Here is a 14,872-nt window from a genome sequence, read left to right as displayed (position 1 = left end):
CAAAAGAGCCTGCTTAAAAAAAGCAGGCTCAGGCTGTTGACAAACGCCCGCTTTCAGCGTCACTTGCCGTCTGTGAATGCTCATGACCCATAAAAGGTCACTCCGCTTCCCAGCCGGCGGCGTTCCTGGAAAGACAAGCGTTTTCAATCAGCCTGCTTTCTTACTTTGTCTACACTCTCGAGCCTGCTAAAAAAAGCAGGCTCTTTTGTATGGGCTCCGCCGTATATGGAACAAATGGGCGCCTCATGATAAACTGGTGGAAACAATCGGATTAAAGGGGCGGTCGCCATGGGGCGAAAACGGGCATTTACAGAAGATGAACTGCTGGATACGGCAGAAGCGCTTATTGTGCAGCATGGCTACAGCAGCTTTCATTTAAAACTGTTGGCCGGTCACCTGCCGGGAGCGCGCAGTACCATTTATCAATACTATGCAAACAAGGAAGAAGTGGCTGCAGCTGTAATGAAGCGGGCAATGGTAAGAGCTCTTATTAAAGCAGGGAATGTAGATGAAACTGATCCGATTCAGGCGCTGAAGCAACTGCTGCGTGTGTACATGGAGGAAGCAGATCTTCATTATTTTTTGGGAGATGCGCGAAAGGTAGATGTAACGCAATCAGAAAAAGCCGCACAGCAGGTGAATGATGTTCTTGTGATGCTTACACATTTACGCGGACAGCTGGATCGTATCTTTGATGCAGCACAAAAACAGGGAACAATCCGTACAGATATCCCTATTCAGGTATTAGCGGGCTTGTTTTTTCAGTTGATCAATACACCTAATACCTTACAGCTGCCGCCGTATGAATGGGCAGATTATTTGTTTGCATTATGGTATGAAGGAAGCGGGGCGCATTGAAGCGCCCTTTTTTACACTTTTAATTTGACAGTTGTGTCAGAAATAGAATTTAATAGAGGTATTATAGCTGCTTAAGGAGGAACTGACATGAAAAAAGCGCTCCAACCGCTGACGGATTGGGTGGCAACAAAAAAAGGAATGTGGACCGTGCTGGCTGTCTGGCTGCTGGCTATTGTTCTGCTGAGCGTGTTTGCGCCGGCAGCACGAGATTATACAGCTGATTCATTTGAATCGTTGCCGGAAGATGCAGCATCTATTCAAGCAGCAAAGAAGGTGGAAGAGTATTTTCCAAATGACAGCGGCACGCCAGCTATTCTCGTATTTAACCGGGAAAATGGAAAAGTAAATGAGGAAAAGGTTGCTGAAGCACTGGCCTCAATCGAAAAGGAAGTAGATGGCATTACCAGCATTGCGCCATTTGCCCAGCTGCCACCGCAGGCACAGGCCGAATTTTTATCTCAAGACGCATCCGCTGCTGCTATTCCGTTCGTATTTCAAGAAGGCTTTACAAATGAAGAATTTGAACCCCGTATTGAACAAATAACAAAGATTGCCGGAGAGCAATCGGGCAATAAAGTGTATGTAACCGGTCCAGCCGGTATTGCCACTGACACCACTGCTCTGTTTTCAAGAGCAGATATTGTTCTGCTGCTGTCAACCGTGGTGTTGATTTTAGTGCTTCTGATCATTATTTACCGTTCCCCTTTGCTGGCTTTTATTCCCCTGCTGGCTTCAGGGCTTGTCTACGCAGTAACAGATCGTATTTTAGGGCTTTACGGAGCTGCTGGACTTGAAATGAGCAGCCAGGCGTTGTCTATTATGACCATTCTGCTGTTTGCGGCCGTAACAGACTACTCATTATTTGTTTTAGCGCGCTTTCGTGAAGAGCTGCAGCATCATGAAAGTAAATTTGATGCGATGAAGCGGGCGATGAGGGAAACGGGAGAACCGGTTTTTTTCTCAGGAGGTACGGTGCTTGCGGCTATGCTGGTGCTGTTTTTTGCCCATATTCGTGATTATCAGAACTTTGCGCCGCTGTTTGCTACCGTAATGGCGGTTATTATGATCGCCTCTATTACACTTGTCCCAGCCCTATTTGAATTGTTTGGCCGCCGCTCATTCTGGCCAAAGGTACCGAAAGTGGGAGAAGAAAAAAGAAATAAAGGCGGTCTGTGGAGCAGCATAGCTCGTTTTGTAACGAATAAGCCTGCGCTCTCCGGAGGAATTGTACTGGCGTTTCTTATCGTGTCGGCATGTAACGTGCTAAATATAAAATATGAATTTGATACATTAAAATCCTTCCCGGATGATATGCCGTCGCTTGTCGGCTATAACATTATTAATGATAAATTTTCGGCAGGTGATTTGTCGCCAGCAACCGTCGTGTATGAAGGAAAGGGAGACCCGGCTGTTTTAGCAGCAAAGCTGGAAGAACAGGAGGGCATTGTTTCAGCAGTGCCGCAAACATCTGAAGCAGCTGGAAATGCACACGAGCTATCGCTGGCCTTTAAAGCAAGTCCTTACAGCGAAGAAGCACTTGATACATTGTCCGATTTAAGAGAGGGTGAGCAAAAGATACTCCAGGAGGCAGGCGTAGAGGGCCAGCTGTTTTTTGCCGGGGAAACGGCTGAAAAGCTGGATGATCGGGAACTAAATGACCGGGATTTAATTCTCGTTGTGGCACTTGAAATTGTCCTGCTTTTTGTGCTGCTCATTGTACTGACACGTTCTTGGAAAATGCCGCTTTACATGGTAGGAACCATTGTGCTGTCATTTCTATCAGCGCTTGGGCTGGGACTGTTTTTAACGAATACATTGTTTGGCATCGACGCAATTAGTACAAGAGTACCGCTGTATTCGTTTGTGTTCCTGGTCGCGCTCGGCATTGATTATAATATCATTCTTATTTCACGCTACATGGAAGAGAGAAAAAAGCATTCGTTGAAGGAAGCGGTTGAAAGGGCGGTAGCAAAAACAGGCGGTGTTATTTCATCCGCCGGCATTATTTTGGCCGCAACATTTGCCGTGCTGATGACACAGCCAATTGAAGTGCTGTTTGTATTTGGTTTTATTGTGGCAGTTGGTATTCTGATTGATACCTTTTTTGTAAGGGGGCTTTTGCTGCCATCATTGATTTTGTTTTTTGAAAAAAAGAAGTAAGAGCATGCCGAATTTTAAAGAGAAATGATTAAAAAAGCAGCCCTGCTTATCGCAGCGGCTGCTTTTTGATTTAATGAACATTAAAGTAACGGGCGTCTGGATGAGCAAAGACGATGGCGGAAACAGAAGCTTCCGGCTCCATCATAAAGCCCTCTGTTAAACGGACGCCTATTTCTTCAGGATGAATCAGACCAAACAGCTTTTCCTGGTCTTCAAGATTCGGACAGGCTGGATAGCCGAATGAAAAGCGCTGGCCCTGGTATTTGGCCGCGAATCGTTCACGCATTGTAAAGTCAACAGGATCCGGGCAGCCCCATTGATCGCGCATTTCCTGGTGAATTCGTTCAGCAAAGCCTTCTGCCAGCTCAAGCGCCGTGGACTGAAGGGCATGGCTGTCTAAAAACCGGCCTTCCTCACGCAGTTTAACCGCGGCATCCCGGACACCGAAGCCGGCAGTTACAACGAAAAAGCCTACATAATCCATTTCGCCGCTTTCGACTGATTTTACGTAGTCAGCCAGGCAGAGGAATGGCTCTTTTTCCTGACGCGGGAAAGTGAAACGTTCGATTTCTGTTTTCCCATCAGCAGGGTCGTACACAATCACATCGTCACCTTGAGACTGGGCCGGGAAAAATTGATACACGGCAGCTGTTTTTAACATGCCTTCATTTAAAAAGCCTGTTACCGTTTCATGAAGCTGAACCGCTTTTTCATTTTTTTCCTCGAGGAGCTTTTTTACATTGCCTTTCATGCCAAGGTGATGGCCGATTAAGGTCTGCATGTTCACATACGGCTTCAAGTGTGAAATCGCATAGTCTTTCAGCACACGGCGGCGTGTATCACGAGGAACAAAAACAGGAACGTCTTCACGAACGGTTTTTACCGGTTTCGGTGCTACGGCAACAGCCTGCTCTTTTCGTTCATCACGGTACGCCTCAACTGCTTTTCGTTTTTCTTTTTTGTCTTCAAGCTCCTGCAAAAGCATTACTTTTTGTTCGGCATTTTGCAGGCGATTGGCAATATTGAGTCCGTCCATCGCATCTTTGGCGTACAAAACCGGACCGGTATATTCCGGAGAAATTTTCGTTTCGGTAAACCGGCGTGACAGGGCGGCGCCACCGACTAAAATAGGGATATCAATATCCGCTGATTTAAAGTCCTGTGCAGTAATCACCATCTGCTGGGCAGATTTAACCAGCAGACCGGACAGGCCGACCATATCGGGCTTTTCTTTGCGAATTACGTCGATCAGTGCCTGCGGTGTTACTTTAATGCCGACATCAACCACTTTAAATCCGTTATTGCTTAAAATGATATCAACGAGGTTTTTACCGATGTCATGCACATCACCTTTGACCGTTGCCAAAATAACTTTGCCTTTTCCGGTGTCGTCTTCTTTTTTCTCCATAAACTGTTCCAGGTAAGCAACTGATGCTTTCATGACTTCCGCACTTTGCAGAACCTCGGCGACAATCAGCTGGTTGTCGTTAAACAGCCGGCCGACTTCAGCCATTCCTTCCATGAGCGGACCGTTAATAATGTCAAGCGGATCATCATACATGCCACGTGCTGCTTCCAGGTCAGGCAGAAGACCTTCTTTTGTGCCTTCAACGACGTAGTAGCTCAAGCGCTCTGGCACGGTTTTAGGAATATCCTCTTCTTTCTTCTCTTTTTTCTTGTCCCGGTAAAAGTCGGTGAATACAGCGAGCGTTTCATCCGTTGTTGTAAACAGCAAATCATCGGCCAGCTTGATTTCTTCTTCTGGAATTGATGCGTACCGTTCGAGCTTTTCCGTATTGACAATCGCGTAATCAAGGCCTGCCTGTGTACAGTGATACAAGTACACGGCATTCAGCACTTCACGTCCGACAGGAGGAAGGCCGAATGAGACGTTACTCACGCCAAGAACGGTTAAGCACTTCGGCAGCCGTTCTTTAATCAGCCGGATGCCCTCAATGGTTTCAACAGCAGAGCCGATATACTGCTCGTCACCCGTGCCGACAGGGAATACAAGTGGGTCAAAAATAATATCCTCTGGTGCAAGGCCCCATTTTTCTACAAGCAAATCATGTGAGCGAATGGCGATCTCCAGCTTGCGCTCGCGTGTAACGGCCATTCCTTCTTCATCAATTGTTCCAACCACTACTGACGCACCATACTTTTTCACAAGCGGCATCACCGCGTCAAAGCGTTCTTCACCGTCTTCTAAGTTAATCGAGTTAATAATGGCTTTACCCTGTGAAAATTTCAATGCTTCTTCAATGACTTTTTCATCGGTTGAGTCGATGACAAGAGGCACTTTTACTTTTTTAACGACCTCCTGCATAAAAGCTTTCATATCATCCAACTCTTCACGATCCGGATTGGCCAGGCAAATATCAATTACATGGGCACCACCTTTTACCTGAGCCCGTGCAATTTCGGATGCTTCCTCAAATTTGCCCTCGACAATCAATCGCTTAAATTTACGAGAGCCAATGACGTTTGTGCGCTCTCCAATGAAAAGGGGACGCATAGAGTCGTCATACAAAAGCGGTTCGATGCCCGAAACCGCATGTCCGTGTGGATGCTCAGGCGATATACGCGGCTGTTTGTCCTTGACCGCTTCCCGCATAACCCGGATATGTTCAGGTGTTGTACCGCAGCAGCCGCCGACAATATTCAGCCAGCCTTTATCAGCAAATGCTGACAATTTTTGCGCCAGTGAGTCTGGTGACTCATGATAATGTCCTTCTTCATCGGGAAGACCGGCGTTTGGATAGCAGCTTACATAGCTTGTCGCAAGGTCCGATAGAGAACGAATATGATCGGTCATAAACTCAGGGCCAGTAGCGCAATTTAAGCCGACAGAAAGGGGCTTAATATGCTCGATGGAAATGTAAAAAGCTTCAATGTTCTGCCCGGCAAGCGTCGTACCCATTGGTTCGATCGTGCCTGAAATCATCACCGGAAGCTCGACACCTGCTGCCTCAAAGGCGCGGCGGATACCAAGGGTGCCCGCTTTTACATTCAGCATGTCCTGGCTCGTTTCCATCAGGATCAAATCAGCGCCACCTTCAATCAGCGCTTTTGCCTGCAGCTCAAAGTTATCAACGAGCGCATCAAAGGTAATGCCGCCGGTGACAGATAATGTTTTCGTTGTCGGTCCTATTGCGCCGGCAACAAAGCGGGGCCAGTCCGGCGTTGAAAATTCGTCTACGACTTTCCGGGCGATTTGTACGGCGCGCAGGTTGATTTCATATGCTTGATCACCGAGATCGTACTCATCTAATACGACCGGAGTGCCTCCGAATGTATTCGTGGCAATAATATCAGCGCCTGCTTCTAAATATTCTCGGTGAATCCGTTCGATTACGTCCGGTCTTGTCAGGACAAGATTTTCATTGCAGCCATCGTACTCTTCGCCACCAAAGTCCTCCGGTGTTAAATTCGCATTTTGAAGCATCGTCCCCATTGCACCATCAATGAGGAGGATGCGCTTTTTCAGCTCTTGTTCAATGAGATGTGTGGTCATAAACAGCCCCGCTTTCTTTCTGTGCATCAAGTGCTTTTATAAAGTGAATCAGTTCAATCGACATGTCGTAGCGTAAAAATGGCGTAATCAAGTACAAGCCATTAAACAAGCCGGCTGCTGTCTCAATCAGTTCCTTGGCAATTTGAACACCTTCTTTTGCAGATGCTTCGCGGTCTTCACCGCAGGCACGCATACGTTCAAGCGTTTCGTCCGACAGCTTGATTCCCGGCACTTCATGATGTAAAAATTCGGCGTTCCGCATATTGGTCAGCGGCATAATACCGATAAATACCGGTGTTGATAAGTGCTTGGTTGCCTCATACACTTCAACAATTTTTTCTTTTGTAAACACCGGCTGTGTAATAAAGTAGTCTGCACCACATTCAATTTTTCTCTCCATCCGCTTAACAGCACGGTCCAGTACACGGACGTTCGGGTTAAACGCAGCGGCAACCGAGAAGTTGGCTTTCTTTTTCAGTGGCTTTCCGGAAAAAGAAATGCCTTCGTTTAATTGTTTAATAAGCTGAATGAGCTCCAGGCTTGAAACATCGTATACACTGGTCGCACCAGGGAAGTCGCCGACTTTTGTCGGATCACCTGTAATCGCCAGCACGTCATGAAGGCCGAGCGCATCGAGACCCATCAGGTGGGACTGCAGACCGATTAAATTGCGGTCACGGCATGTAATGTGAACGAGGGAGCGGACATCATGCTTCATTTTTAACGTAGCTCCCATCGCCATGTTGCTGACACGTGGAGAAGCAAGTGAATTATCCGCCATTGTGACAGCATCAATGCCTGTCGCATAAAGTGCGTTGGCCCCTTCAATAAACTTGTCCGCTACGAGTGTTTTTGGTGTATCAAGCTCAACGATAATGGTGCGCTCTGTTTTCGCTTTTTCACAAATAGAGACATCTGTTACCGGAGCCGCTTCTTGAATAACAATGGGTTTTTTCGCTTGAACTTTTTTCTCCTTCAAAGGAGGAAGACCGGCAAGGCGTTTTTTCGCCGCTTCAATATGCTTCGGCGTTGTGCCGCAGCAGCCGCCGATCAAGCGGACCCCTTCATTGCGAAGAAGAACGGCCGCCCGTCCGAAATAGTCGGCTTCTGATTCGTAAACAATCCGGCCGTCTTCTACATCTAGCAGGCTCGCATTCGGATAAGCGGAAAGAAAAGCTTTACCTGGAAGTATCACTTCTTCAAACGCCTGAATCGTATGGTAGGGACCAAGACGGCAGTTGACACCAACCACATCCGCTCCGATGCCTTCAAGCTGAGAAAGAGCATTATTTAAAGTTAATCCATTTTGCAGAACACCTGGCTCGTGCATAGATACTTGGGCAATGATCGGCACATTGCTCATTTGACGAAGAAGCTTTACAGAAGCGGTCAGTTCCTCAAAATCATAATAGGTTTCAAGCAGAAGTCCGTCCGGGTCTCCGGCTAATAAGCTTTCAGCCTGCTCACGTACAGAAGCGAGAATTTCATCGTTGGTCGCTGTACTTTTCCGGATGCCGCGAATGCCGCCGATTGTGCCAAGGACAAACTGGCCGCCCGGAGCCGCCGCCCGTTTCGCAATACGCAGCGCCGCTTCGTTCAACTCCTGTACACGGTTTTCCATTCCATACCGGGAAAGCTTTAGGGTATTCGCGCCATATGTATTCGTTTGAATAACATCCGCTCCGGCTTGAATGTAGTCACTGTGGATTTTTTCAATGACTTCCGGCTTTTCCGTGTTCAATTCTTCATAGCAAAAATCAATTCCATAAGAGTACAACAGGGTACCCATTGCTCCGTCGGCAGTCAGCACGCTTGTTTTCAACTTGTCGAGCAGTGTCATGGCGTAGCATCCTTTCTCCTAATAAAATAAAAAAAGCCTTCCTAAATGGCAAGAAGGCTTTTCAACATGTATGTGTTGTCCGTTCCTTCTCATCTTCCAGACCGTTTCAGTCTGCTGGATTTAGCACCTGACCGTTCCGGCTGGTTGCTGAAGCGTCATCGGGCCAGTACCCTCGGCTTCTCTTGATAAGAATGAGTTTATAAAATTGCAAGAATAATTAAAAATATCATATCGTCTCTATGCGATCCAGTCAAGAACAATTTTCACTAAGCGGGACTGGTTAATGATGGCTTTTCTTGAATAAAAGATATGACTGAAGATAGGGGATAGAGGTAATCAAAATGACTACACTAATCAGTGTCGGTATTTTTACAGCAGCCGGCAAAAGAGCCGATGCCATCAGCACAAGCCCGCCTCCAACAAACAGCCATCCGCCGGTACGGTGAGTTTTGGTCCAAATACGATCGTCTGCAAGCGTCCAGGGTGTCCGGATGCCGACAAAATAGCTGGGACGCATACGGGGCATGTAGTTTCCAATAATCATAAAAAGAGCGCCAATCAAAAGAGAAACAGCGGTATCCATGTGCACTTCATAGCCAAGCCCATTTGTGAGCAGCAGGAGATGAATAACGAAAATAAGAGTCAGTGAGGCATTGGCGATAATGGAGTAGCTGCTTAGAAACTTACTATAATTTTGCCGGCGCGGATCTATTTTGGGAAGAAGCTTAAAAAGGCCGCCAATCAAAAGAATCATCGCGGGACCGAAAAGGGCGCCAAACCATTTTGAAGAATAGCCATCGGCTTCTCCGCCAGGCCCCCAATGGGTTGCAATTTGCTCCGGCAGGGAGGGCAGGGCAGCAATACTGGCCAAAAAAGCAAGCGATACGATTATCCAAAAAAAACGATTCTTCATTTTTCCTTCTCCTTTCCAGATACCGTCAGCATCCAGGCGACAATATCCTGAAAAACGGTTGTATTAAGTGAATAAATAATGTGCTGGCCCTTACGTTCAGACAAAACTAGTCCGGCATTTTGCAGTGTATGAAGGTGGTGAGAAATACTTGGTTTTGTCATTTGAAACTGTTCAGCAATGTCCCCGGCTGTTCTATCTCGTTCCTTCAACAAATCGATAATTGCCCGCCGGGTAGGATCAGATAACGCTTTAAAAACAAGTGTGGCGGACATAAGCAGCCTCCTTATTTAGATAATTGTCTAACTATCTAAATTATACAAGGCCGACACGAAATGTTCAAGGTCATTCAGCCCATACATTGATATACTTTTTATAAAAGAGGAGGAAAGCATGGATAAAACAAGGTGGCAGAAAGCAAAAGAATTTATCATTGATTTTTATCAGGAAACAGGTCAACCCGGTGAGGAAGCGAAAGCGAAGCTGGAGCAGATTCAATGTGAAATAAAGGAGTCAGATACATACATGCATACATTTGAAGAATTGGAGTACGGCGCGAGACTGGCATGGCGAAACAGTAACAGCTGCATTGGACGGCTGTTTTAGCAGACGCTTCATGTATTTGATGAACGAGCCGCCCAATCAGAGACGGATGTATTCCGGGCGCTTGAGCGGCATATTGATTTTGCTCATAACGGCGGTAAAATTCGTCCAGCGATTACGGTTTTTCGTCCGGACCAGCAAGAACAAGAAATACGAATCTGGAATCACCAGCTGCTTCGATATGCAGGATATGGAGCACACTGGCGACCCACATTCCCATGTACTGACCGAAAAATGTGAGTCGCTTGGCTGGCAGGGGCGGGGCGGTGACTTTGATTTGCTGCCGTAGGTTGTTCAAATAGGAAGCAGACCGCCCGTCTGGCAGAGTGTTCCGAAAGAATGCAGGTTCGAAGTGGACATTACGCATCCAGACCTTCCGTCTTTTAAAAAATTGGAGCTGAAATGGTACCGGATTCCAGTTATTTCAGACATGCGGCTTGGGATCGGCGGGATTGATTATACAGCTGCTCCATTTAACGGCTGGTATATGGGGACAGAAATAGGAGCATGTAATTTGGCGGATGAAAAACGGTATAATCGGCTGACAGCTGTAGCGAAAGTGATTGGCCTGGATACGCGGCATGCCTCTTCCTTATGGAAAGCGGGCTCTTGTAGAGCTGAATGTTGCAGTTCTTCATTCATTCAAACAGGCAGTCGTGACCATTGTTGATCATCATACGGTGGCCAGAGAGCATCACGTGTTTGAGCAAAATGAAGAAGCGGCCGGCAGAAAAGCGACGGGAGATTAGACATGGCTAATCCCGCCTGTGTCTCCTGCATCTACACACATTTTTCATCGATCGTATGACAGTACAATCACCCAACTTTTTTTATCAAAATGCTCCTTATTAATAGAAGTCTAAAGCTGGTAAATCATTTTTTTAACCTGACACACTCAAAAACGATTCCTTTAAAACACTAAAACAGGCTGCCCTTCTTGGCAGCCTGTTTTGGTTATGATGTTACTTTTTGAAGTTTTTTCATTACATGAAGCGAGCGGCCTGTCCCGATCGCCACAGATTCGAGTGGGTTCGGCGCCAAATGAACAGGCACAATGATTACCTGTGCAAGCCACTCTTGAAGGCCGTTTAAAAGCGCTCCACCGCCGCTGATCACAACGCCACGGTCTACGATATCGCCGCTCAATTCTGGCGGGGAGGATTCAAGTGTCACACGAATTGTTTCCAGGATAGCCATCAGTGACTCACGCAGGGCGTTTTGAATTTCAAAAGAGCTGACATTCACTGTTTTCGGCAGACCGGTTACCAGATCACGACCTCTTACATCCATATGCAATTCATTATGCTCAATCGGCGCATAGCCAATTTGCATTTTTACTTTTTCCGCTGTCCGTTCGCCGATTAACAAGTTATATTCCTTGCGAATATATTGGATAATGTCTTCGTCAAGTTTGTCGCCGGCAAGGCGGATAGAATTACAGGTTACAACGCCGCCATACGAAATAATTGCTACCTCTGTTGTTCCGCCGCCAATATCAACGATTAAATTTGCAATAGGCTCTTCTACGGGCAGATCCGCACCAATCGCGGCTGCGACAGGTTCTTCAATTAAATGCACTGTTTTGGCACCGCTAGATTTGATCGCATCCTGAATTGCCCGGCGCTCTACACTAGTAGCACCAGATGGTGTGCACACCACAACAGTCGGCTTGCGGATTGTAAATCCGGCTGCTTTTCCAGCTTTTTTCATGAGTTCTTTTAACATTTCAGAAGTCACATCAAAGTCCGCAATAACGCCGTCCTTCATTGGCCGTACAGCAGTAATTCGCCCGGGAGTTTTTCCGATCATTTCTTTGGCGTCTGTGCCAACCGCAAGTACTTTTTTCGTATTCATATCAAGGGCTACAACAGAAGGTTCGTTTAAAATAATGCCTTTGTCTTTACTGTAAACGAGCAAATTTGCTGTGCCCAAATCAATTCCGATCTCAGCTTGTCCCAACATAGTATTCATTCCTCCAAACGGCATTTTTTCGCCTGCGCTTATTATAAGAAGAAGGGAAACACCCCGTACATGGGACAAAAAGATGAATCTTTTTATGTTACATTTCCAGTAAAGAAAAAAAGCCGCCCTTTCAAGAAAAAAGAGCGTACTTGTCACAAAAACTTAAATTTTGTCATGAAAACGAGGGTACAAAGGTCATGCTTTTTTAAAAAAGGAAGCTAGTTCTTTACTATGATCTTTTCTGGCCTTTCGGTGCGCAGCCCGGGCAGGTGCCGTTTCAAACAGCCATTTTTCTTCTTCGGTTTCCGGTACAACTTCACCGACTTCAACTGGTTTGCCATTTTGATCAATCGCAACGAAGGTTAAAAAAGAAAGAGCAGCTGTTTCCTTGGCGCCCGTAATGAGATTTTCAGCCACTACTCGGACGAAAACCTCCATACTTGAACGGCCTGTGTACGTAACCATTGCCGTTAAGGTAACCGTATCGCCCACTTTAATCGGCCGGATAAAATCAACAGAGTCTGTAGAGGCCGTGACAGTCGGGTTGCGGGCAAAGCGGGTGGCAGAAATAGAAGCAACATCATCAATATGAGCCATTAATTTACCGCCAAACAGCGTACCATAGTAATTGGTATCCGGAGGAAATACTTGAGCGGATTTTACTGCGATTGTTTCTTGCATGGGCGTTTTTTTTCTCATTCTAATATCACCTTTTCCTTCCGTAAAGAGTATACATGAAGAGACCGTTTTAAGAAAGAAAAGTAAAAAAAATTGGCAAAATGGTTGTATTTTAATTCTAATTAGTGTATAAATATAAATATACTTACGGTGACGGCACGTCGGGGTGACTTTTATGATCACGATAGAACAAGTAAAAGAACTCGATTTAAAAGGAAAAGACTTCTTAAAACTACTTGATTTCAGTGCAGAAGAAATAGAAGCGCTTATCGTTCTGGCTGACGATATGAAAAAACGAAAAGAAGCTTATTTTGATGCTCTAAAAGGCCAGATTCTCGGTATGATTTTCGAGAAAAATTCTACTAGAACGCGCGTCTCATTTGAAGCAGCGATTCTTCAACTTGGCGGCAATGGCATGTTTTTAAGCTCAGACCAGCTGCAAATTGGCCGCGGTGAAACCATTGAAGATACAGGCAAAGTATTATCAGGATACCTGGATGGAATTATGATTCGTACGCACGGTCATGCCCGCATTGAAACGCTGGCAGAAGCAGCGTCCATTCCGGTTATTAACGGGCTGACTGACTTATATCATCCATGCCAGGCGTTGGCTGATCTGTTAACGGTATATGAGCATAAAGGAAGTTTTAAAGGCAGTAAAATGGTTTATGTTGGAGATGGCAATAACGTTGCTCACTCTCTTATGATCGGTGCTGTAATGATGGGCATGGACTTTGCTTTAGCAGCACCAAAAGGGTACGAAGCAGACAGTACAGTCGTTCAAAAAACAAAGGAAATTGCGGCTCAAACAGGCGCCGTCGTTACCTTTACAGACGACCCTGTTGAAGCTGTACAGGGAGCCGACTTTATTTACACAGATGTTTGGACCAGTATGGGACAGGAAGAAGAGTCTGCTCTTCGCTTAAAAGCTTTTGCACCATACCAGGTAAATGAAACATTGCTTGCCGCGGCAAATGCAGATTGCAAATTTATGCACTGTCTGCCAGCGCATCGCGGAGAAGAAGTTTCTGCCGGCGTGATGGACGGAGAAGCGTCTGTTGTGTTCCAGCAGGCTGAAAACCGCATGCATGCTCAAAAAGCCGTTTTGTACAGTTTAATGAAAAAGTAAACAAATCTCTTGTTCAGCGGTTATTGGAGAACGGCTGGACGCAACGAGATACTTATTTTCAGCTGTTATTGGAGAATAGCTGATCCTTACTCAAACAAAATAAAGCATTCAGGTGTCATTGGAGGATGCCTGAATGCTTTTTGTTGTGTTCTTTAAAGACGAAACCCCTTTTCCCTCATCAATCGTGCTAAAATAGAAGCAGCTATATAAAAAGAAAAGCAATCATGTATAATGGTGGGCGAATATGGAACAAAAATTAAAAGTTTTTTTAACTGTCGTAAAGCATATGAACTTTTCCAGGGCAGCAGAAGAGCTGTTTATCACACAACCGGCCGTGAGCCAGTATATTAAATCATTTGAAGAAGAACTTGGCATCAAATTAATTGACCGAACAAACAAAAAAATCCGTTTAACAAAAGCAGGCAGCCTGGTTGCATATTACGGCGGGGAAATTTCTACGTTAAATGATAAAATGAAGCAGGCAGTAGAAGATTTGGCTGGTGAAGTAAAAGGGAAGCTGGCAGTCGGCGCAAGCTATTCATTTGGCGAATACATTCTTCCGCATATTGTAGCGGATTTTCTCAATAAGTTTCCTGCTGTTGATCCTTATATTACTATTGGGAATACACAGGAAATTGCTGAAAAAGTCATTCACAATGAAATTGATCTTGGCGTTGTAGAAGGGACAGTTGCTTCTGACAAGCTGATCGCAGAAAAAATTGCTTCTGATAAAATGTACGTGATCAAGGGGAAAAAAGAAAACAGTGAAAAGCGCGTTCATTTAAATGAAGAAACATGGATTGTCAGAGAGCAGGGATCCGGTACAAGAGAAGCGTTTGACTGGTTTGCAGCGAAAAATGGTATTCGCCCCGCTAAAATTCTTGAATTCGGCAGCACCCAGATTATTAAAGAAGCAGTAGAAGCGGGGCTGGGAGTAGCCCTGTTATCTGAATGGACGATTCGCAACGAATTGGAGCTTGAAAAGCTAAAAATTGTAGGCGGCGGAAACTTGTATTATGAGCGTAATTTTTATGCGATTATTCCTGATGCTCCTTTTATGACAAAAACAGCAGAAACCTTTTTACATTATTTAAGACGGGACTAGCGGCAGCTGGTTCTTTTTTTATGCACTTACGGCTCATATAATCGCTGTGACAGTGTAAAGAAGGTCCCTTTATTCTATATGAAAAAAAGCTGCCTCTAGGTAAGAGGCAGCTT

The 14,872-nt window shown here is 45.6% G+C and carries 10 protein-coding genes, 1 pseudogene and 1 riboswitch; of the genes and pseudogenes, 5 read left to right on the top strand and 6 right to left on the bottom strand.

From position 1 onward, the window contains the following. The first annotated feature begins 288 nt into the window (after window positions 1–288). A complete protein-coding gene (locus VP97_RS10520) occupies window positions 289–858 on the top strand; it encodes a TetR/AcrR family transcriptional regulator (RefSeq protein ID WP_050181747.1) in 570 nt (189 codons plus the stop codon). A gap of 87 nt (window positions 859–945) precedes the next feature. Further along, entirely contained in the window at window positions 946–3,018 is a 2,073-nt protein-coding gene (locus VP97_RS10515; RefSeq protein ID WP_050181746.1) for an MMPL family transporter, read from the top strand. 70 nt (window positions 3,019–3,088) lie between these two features. Here the strand turns inward: VP97_RS10515 and metH are convergent, their stop codons facing one another. The 4 genes from metH to VP97_RS10495 all read right to left on the bottom strand — a co-directional run bounded on the left by metH (window position 3,089) and on the right by VP97_RS10495 (window position 9,557). After that, entirely contained in the window at window positions 3,089–6,532 is a 3,444-nt protein-coding gene (gene metH / locus VP97_RS10510; RefSeq protein ID WP_050181745.1) for a methionine synthase, read from the bottom strand. Further along, window positions 6,513–8,372: a bifunctional homocysteine S-methyltransferase/methylenetetrahydrofolate reductase gene (locus VP97_RS10505; protein WP_050181744.1), complete on the bottom strand. Its 1,860-nt coding sequence runs from the start codon at window positions 8,370–8,372 to the stop codon at window positions 6,513–6,515. Before VP97_RS10505 ends, metH begins: the two co-directional genes overlap by 20 nt. A gap of 86 nt (window positions 8,373–8,458) precedes the next feature. Then, a riboswitch (SAM riboswitch) is annotated at window positions 8,459–8,564 on the bottom strand. Between the two features lie 88 nt (window positions 8,565–8,652). Then, window positions 8,653–9,285: an SdpI family protein gene (locus VP97_RS10500; RefSeq protein ID WP_050181743.1), complete on the bottom strand. Its 633-nt coding sequence runs from the start codon at window positions 9,283–9,285 to the stop codon at window positions 8,653–8,655. Further along, window positions 9,282–9,557: an autorepressor SdpR family transcription factor gene (locus VP97_RS10495; protein ID WP_050181742.1), complete on the bottom strand. Its 276-nt coding sequence runs from the start codon at window positions 9,555–9,557 to the stop codon at window positions 9,282–9,284. The genes VP97_RS10500 and VP97_RS10495 overlap by 4 nt, the downstream gene beginning before the upstream one ends. Before the next feature lie 118 nt (window positions 9,558–9,675). On the opposite strand from VP97_RS10495, the pseudogene VP97_RS10490 reads away from it, so the two are divergent. Then, a pseudogene (locus VP97_RS10490) lies at window positions 9,676–10,737 on the top strand (nitric oxide synthase oxygenase). 102 nt (window positions 10,738–10,839) lie between these two features. Here VP97_RS10490 and mreBH read toward each other — a convergent pair. Together mreBH and VP97_RS10480 are read right to left on the bottom strand one after the other, a co-directional pair. After that, window positions 10,840–11,847, bottom strand: coding sequence for a rod-share determining protein MreBH (gene mreBH, locus VP97_RS10485; protein ID WP_050181741.1), 1,008 nt, complete (start codon window positions 11,845–11,847; stop codon window positions 10,840–10,842). Between the two features lie 195 nt (window positions 11,848–12,042). After that, window positions 12,043–12,546 (bottom strand): acyl-CoA thioesterase, encoded by a 504-nt coding sequence (locus VP97_RS10480; protein ID WP_050181740.1) that lies wholly within the window; start codon window positions 12,544–12,546, stop codon window positions 12,043–12,045. A 154-nt stretch (window positions 12,547–12,700) separates the two neighbouring features. On the opposite strand from VP97_RS10480, the gene argF reads away from it, so the two are divergent. Then, a complete protein-coding gene (argF, locus tag VP97_RS10475; protein WP_050181739.1) occupies window positions 12,701–13,654 on the top strand; it encodes an ornithine carbamoyltransferase in 954 nt (317 codons plus the stop codon). 244 nt (window positions 13,655–13,898) lie between these two features. Beyond that, window positions 13,899–14,759, top strand: a complete 861-nt coding sequence (locus VP97_RS10470; protein WP_050181738.1) for a LysR family transcriptional regulator — start codon at window positions 13,899–13,901, stop codon at window positions 14,757–14,759. The last annotated feature ends 113 nt before the right edge of the window (window positions 14,760–14,872 follow it).

Source organism: Domibacillus robiginosus, assembly GCF_000966195.1.
GTDB classification, from domain to species: Bacteria; Bacillota; Bacilli; order Bacillales; family Domibacillaceae; genus Domibacillus; species Domibacillus robiginosus.
The sequence above is the reverse complement of the archived record's forward strand: the minus strand, read 5'-3'. Positions and strand labels throughout refer to the sequence as shown.

Bases quoted from the DNA above. Each gene is read 5' to 3' on its own strand.
- VP97_RS10500 (WP_050181743.1), bottom strand. From the start codon at position 9,285: ATGAAGAATCGTTTTTTTTGGATAATCGTATCGCTTGCTTTTTTGGCC.
- VP97_RS10505 (WP_050181744.1), bottom strand. From the start codon at position 8,372: ATGACACTGCTCGACAAGTTGAAAACAAGCGTGCTGACTGCCGACGGA.
- VP97_RS10520 (WP_050181747.1), top strand. From the start codon at position 289: ATGGGGCGAAAACGGGCATTTACAGAAGATGAACTGCTGGATACGGCA.
- argF (WP_050181739.1), top strand. From the start codon at position 12,701: ATGATCACGATAGAACAAGTAAAAGAACTCGATTTAAAAGGAAAAGAC.
- VP97_RS10470 (WP_050181738.1), top strand. From the start codon at position 13,899: ATGGAACAAAAATTAAAAGTTTTTTTAACTGTCGTAAAGCATATGAAC.
- VP97_RS10480 (WP_050181740.1), bottom strand. From the start codon at position 12,546: ATGAGAAAAAAAACGCCCATGCAAGAAACAATCGCAGTAAAATCCGCT.
- mreBH (WP_050181741.1), bottom strand. From the start codon at position 11,847: ATGTTGGGACAAGCTGAGATCGGAATTGATTTGGGCACAGCAAATTTG.
- metH (WP_050181745.1), bottom strand. From the start codon at position 6,532: ATGACCACACATCTCATTGAACAAGAGCTGAAAAAGCGCATCCTCCTC.
- VP97_RS10495 (WP_050181742.1), bottom strand. From the start codon at position 9,557: ATGTCCGCCACACTTGTTTTTAAAGCGTTATCTGATCCTACCCGGCGG.
- VP97_RS10515 (WP_050181746.1), top strand. From the start codon at position 946: ATGAAAAAAGCGCTCCAACCGCTGACGGATTGGGTGGCAACAAAAAAA.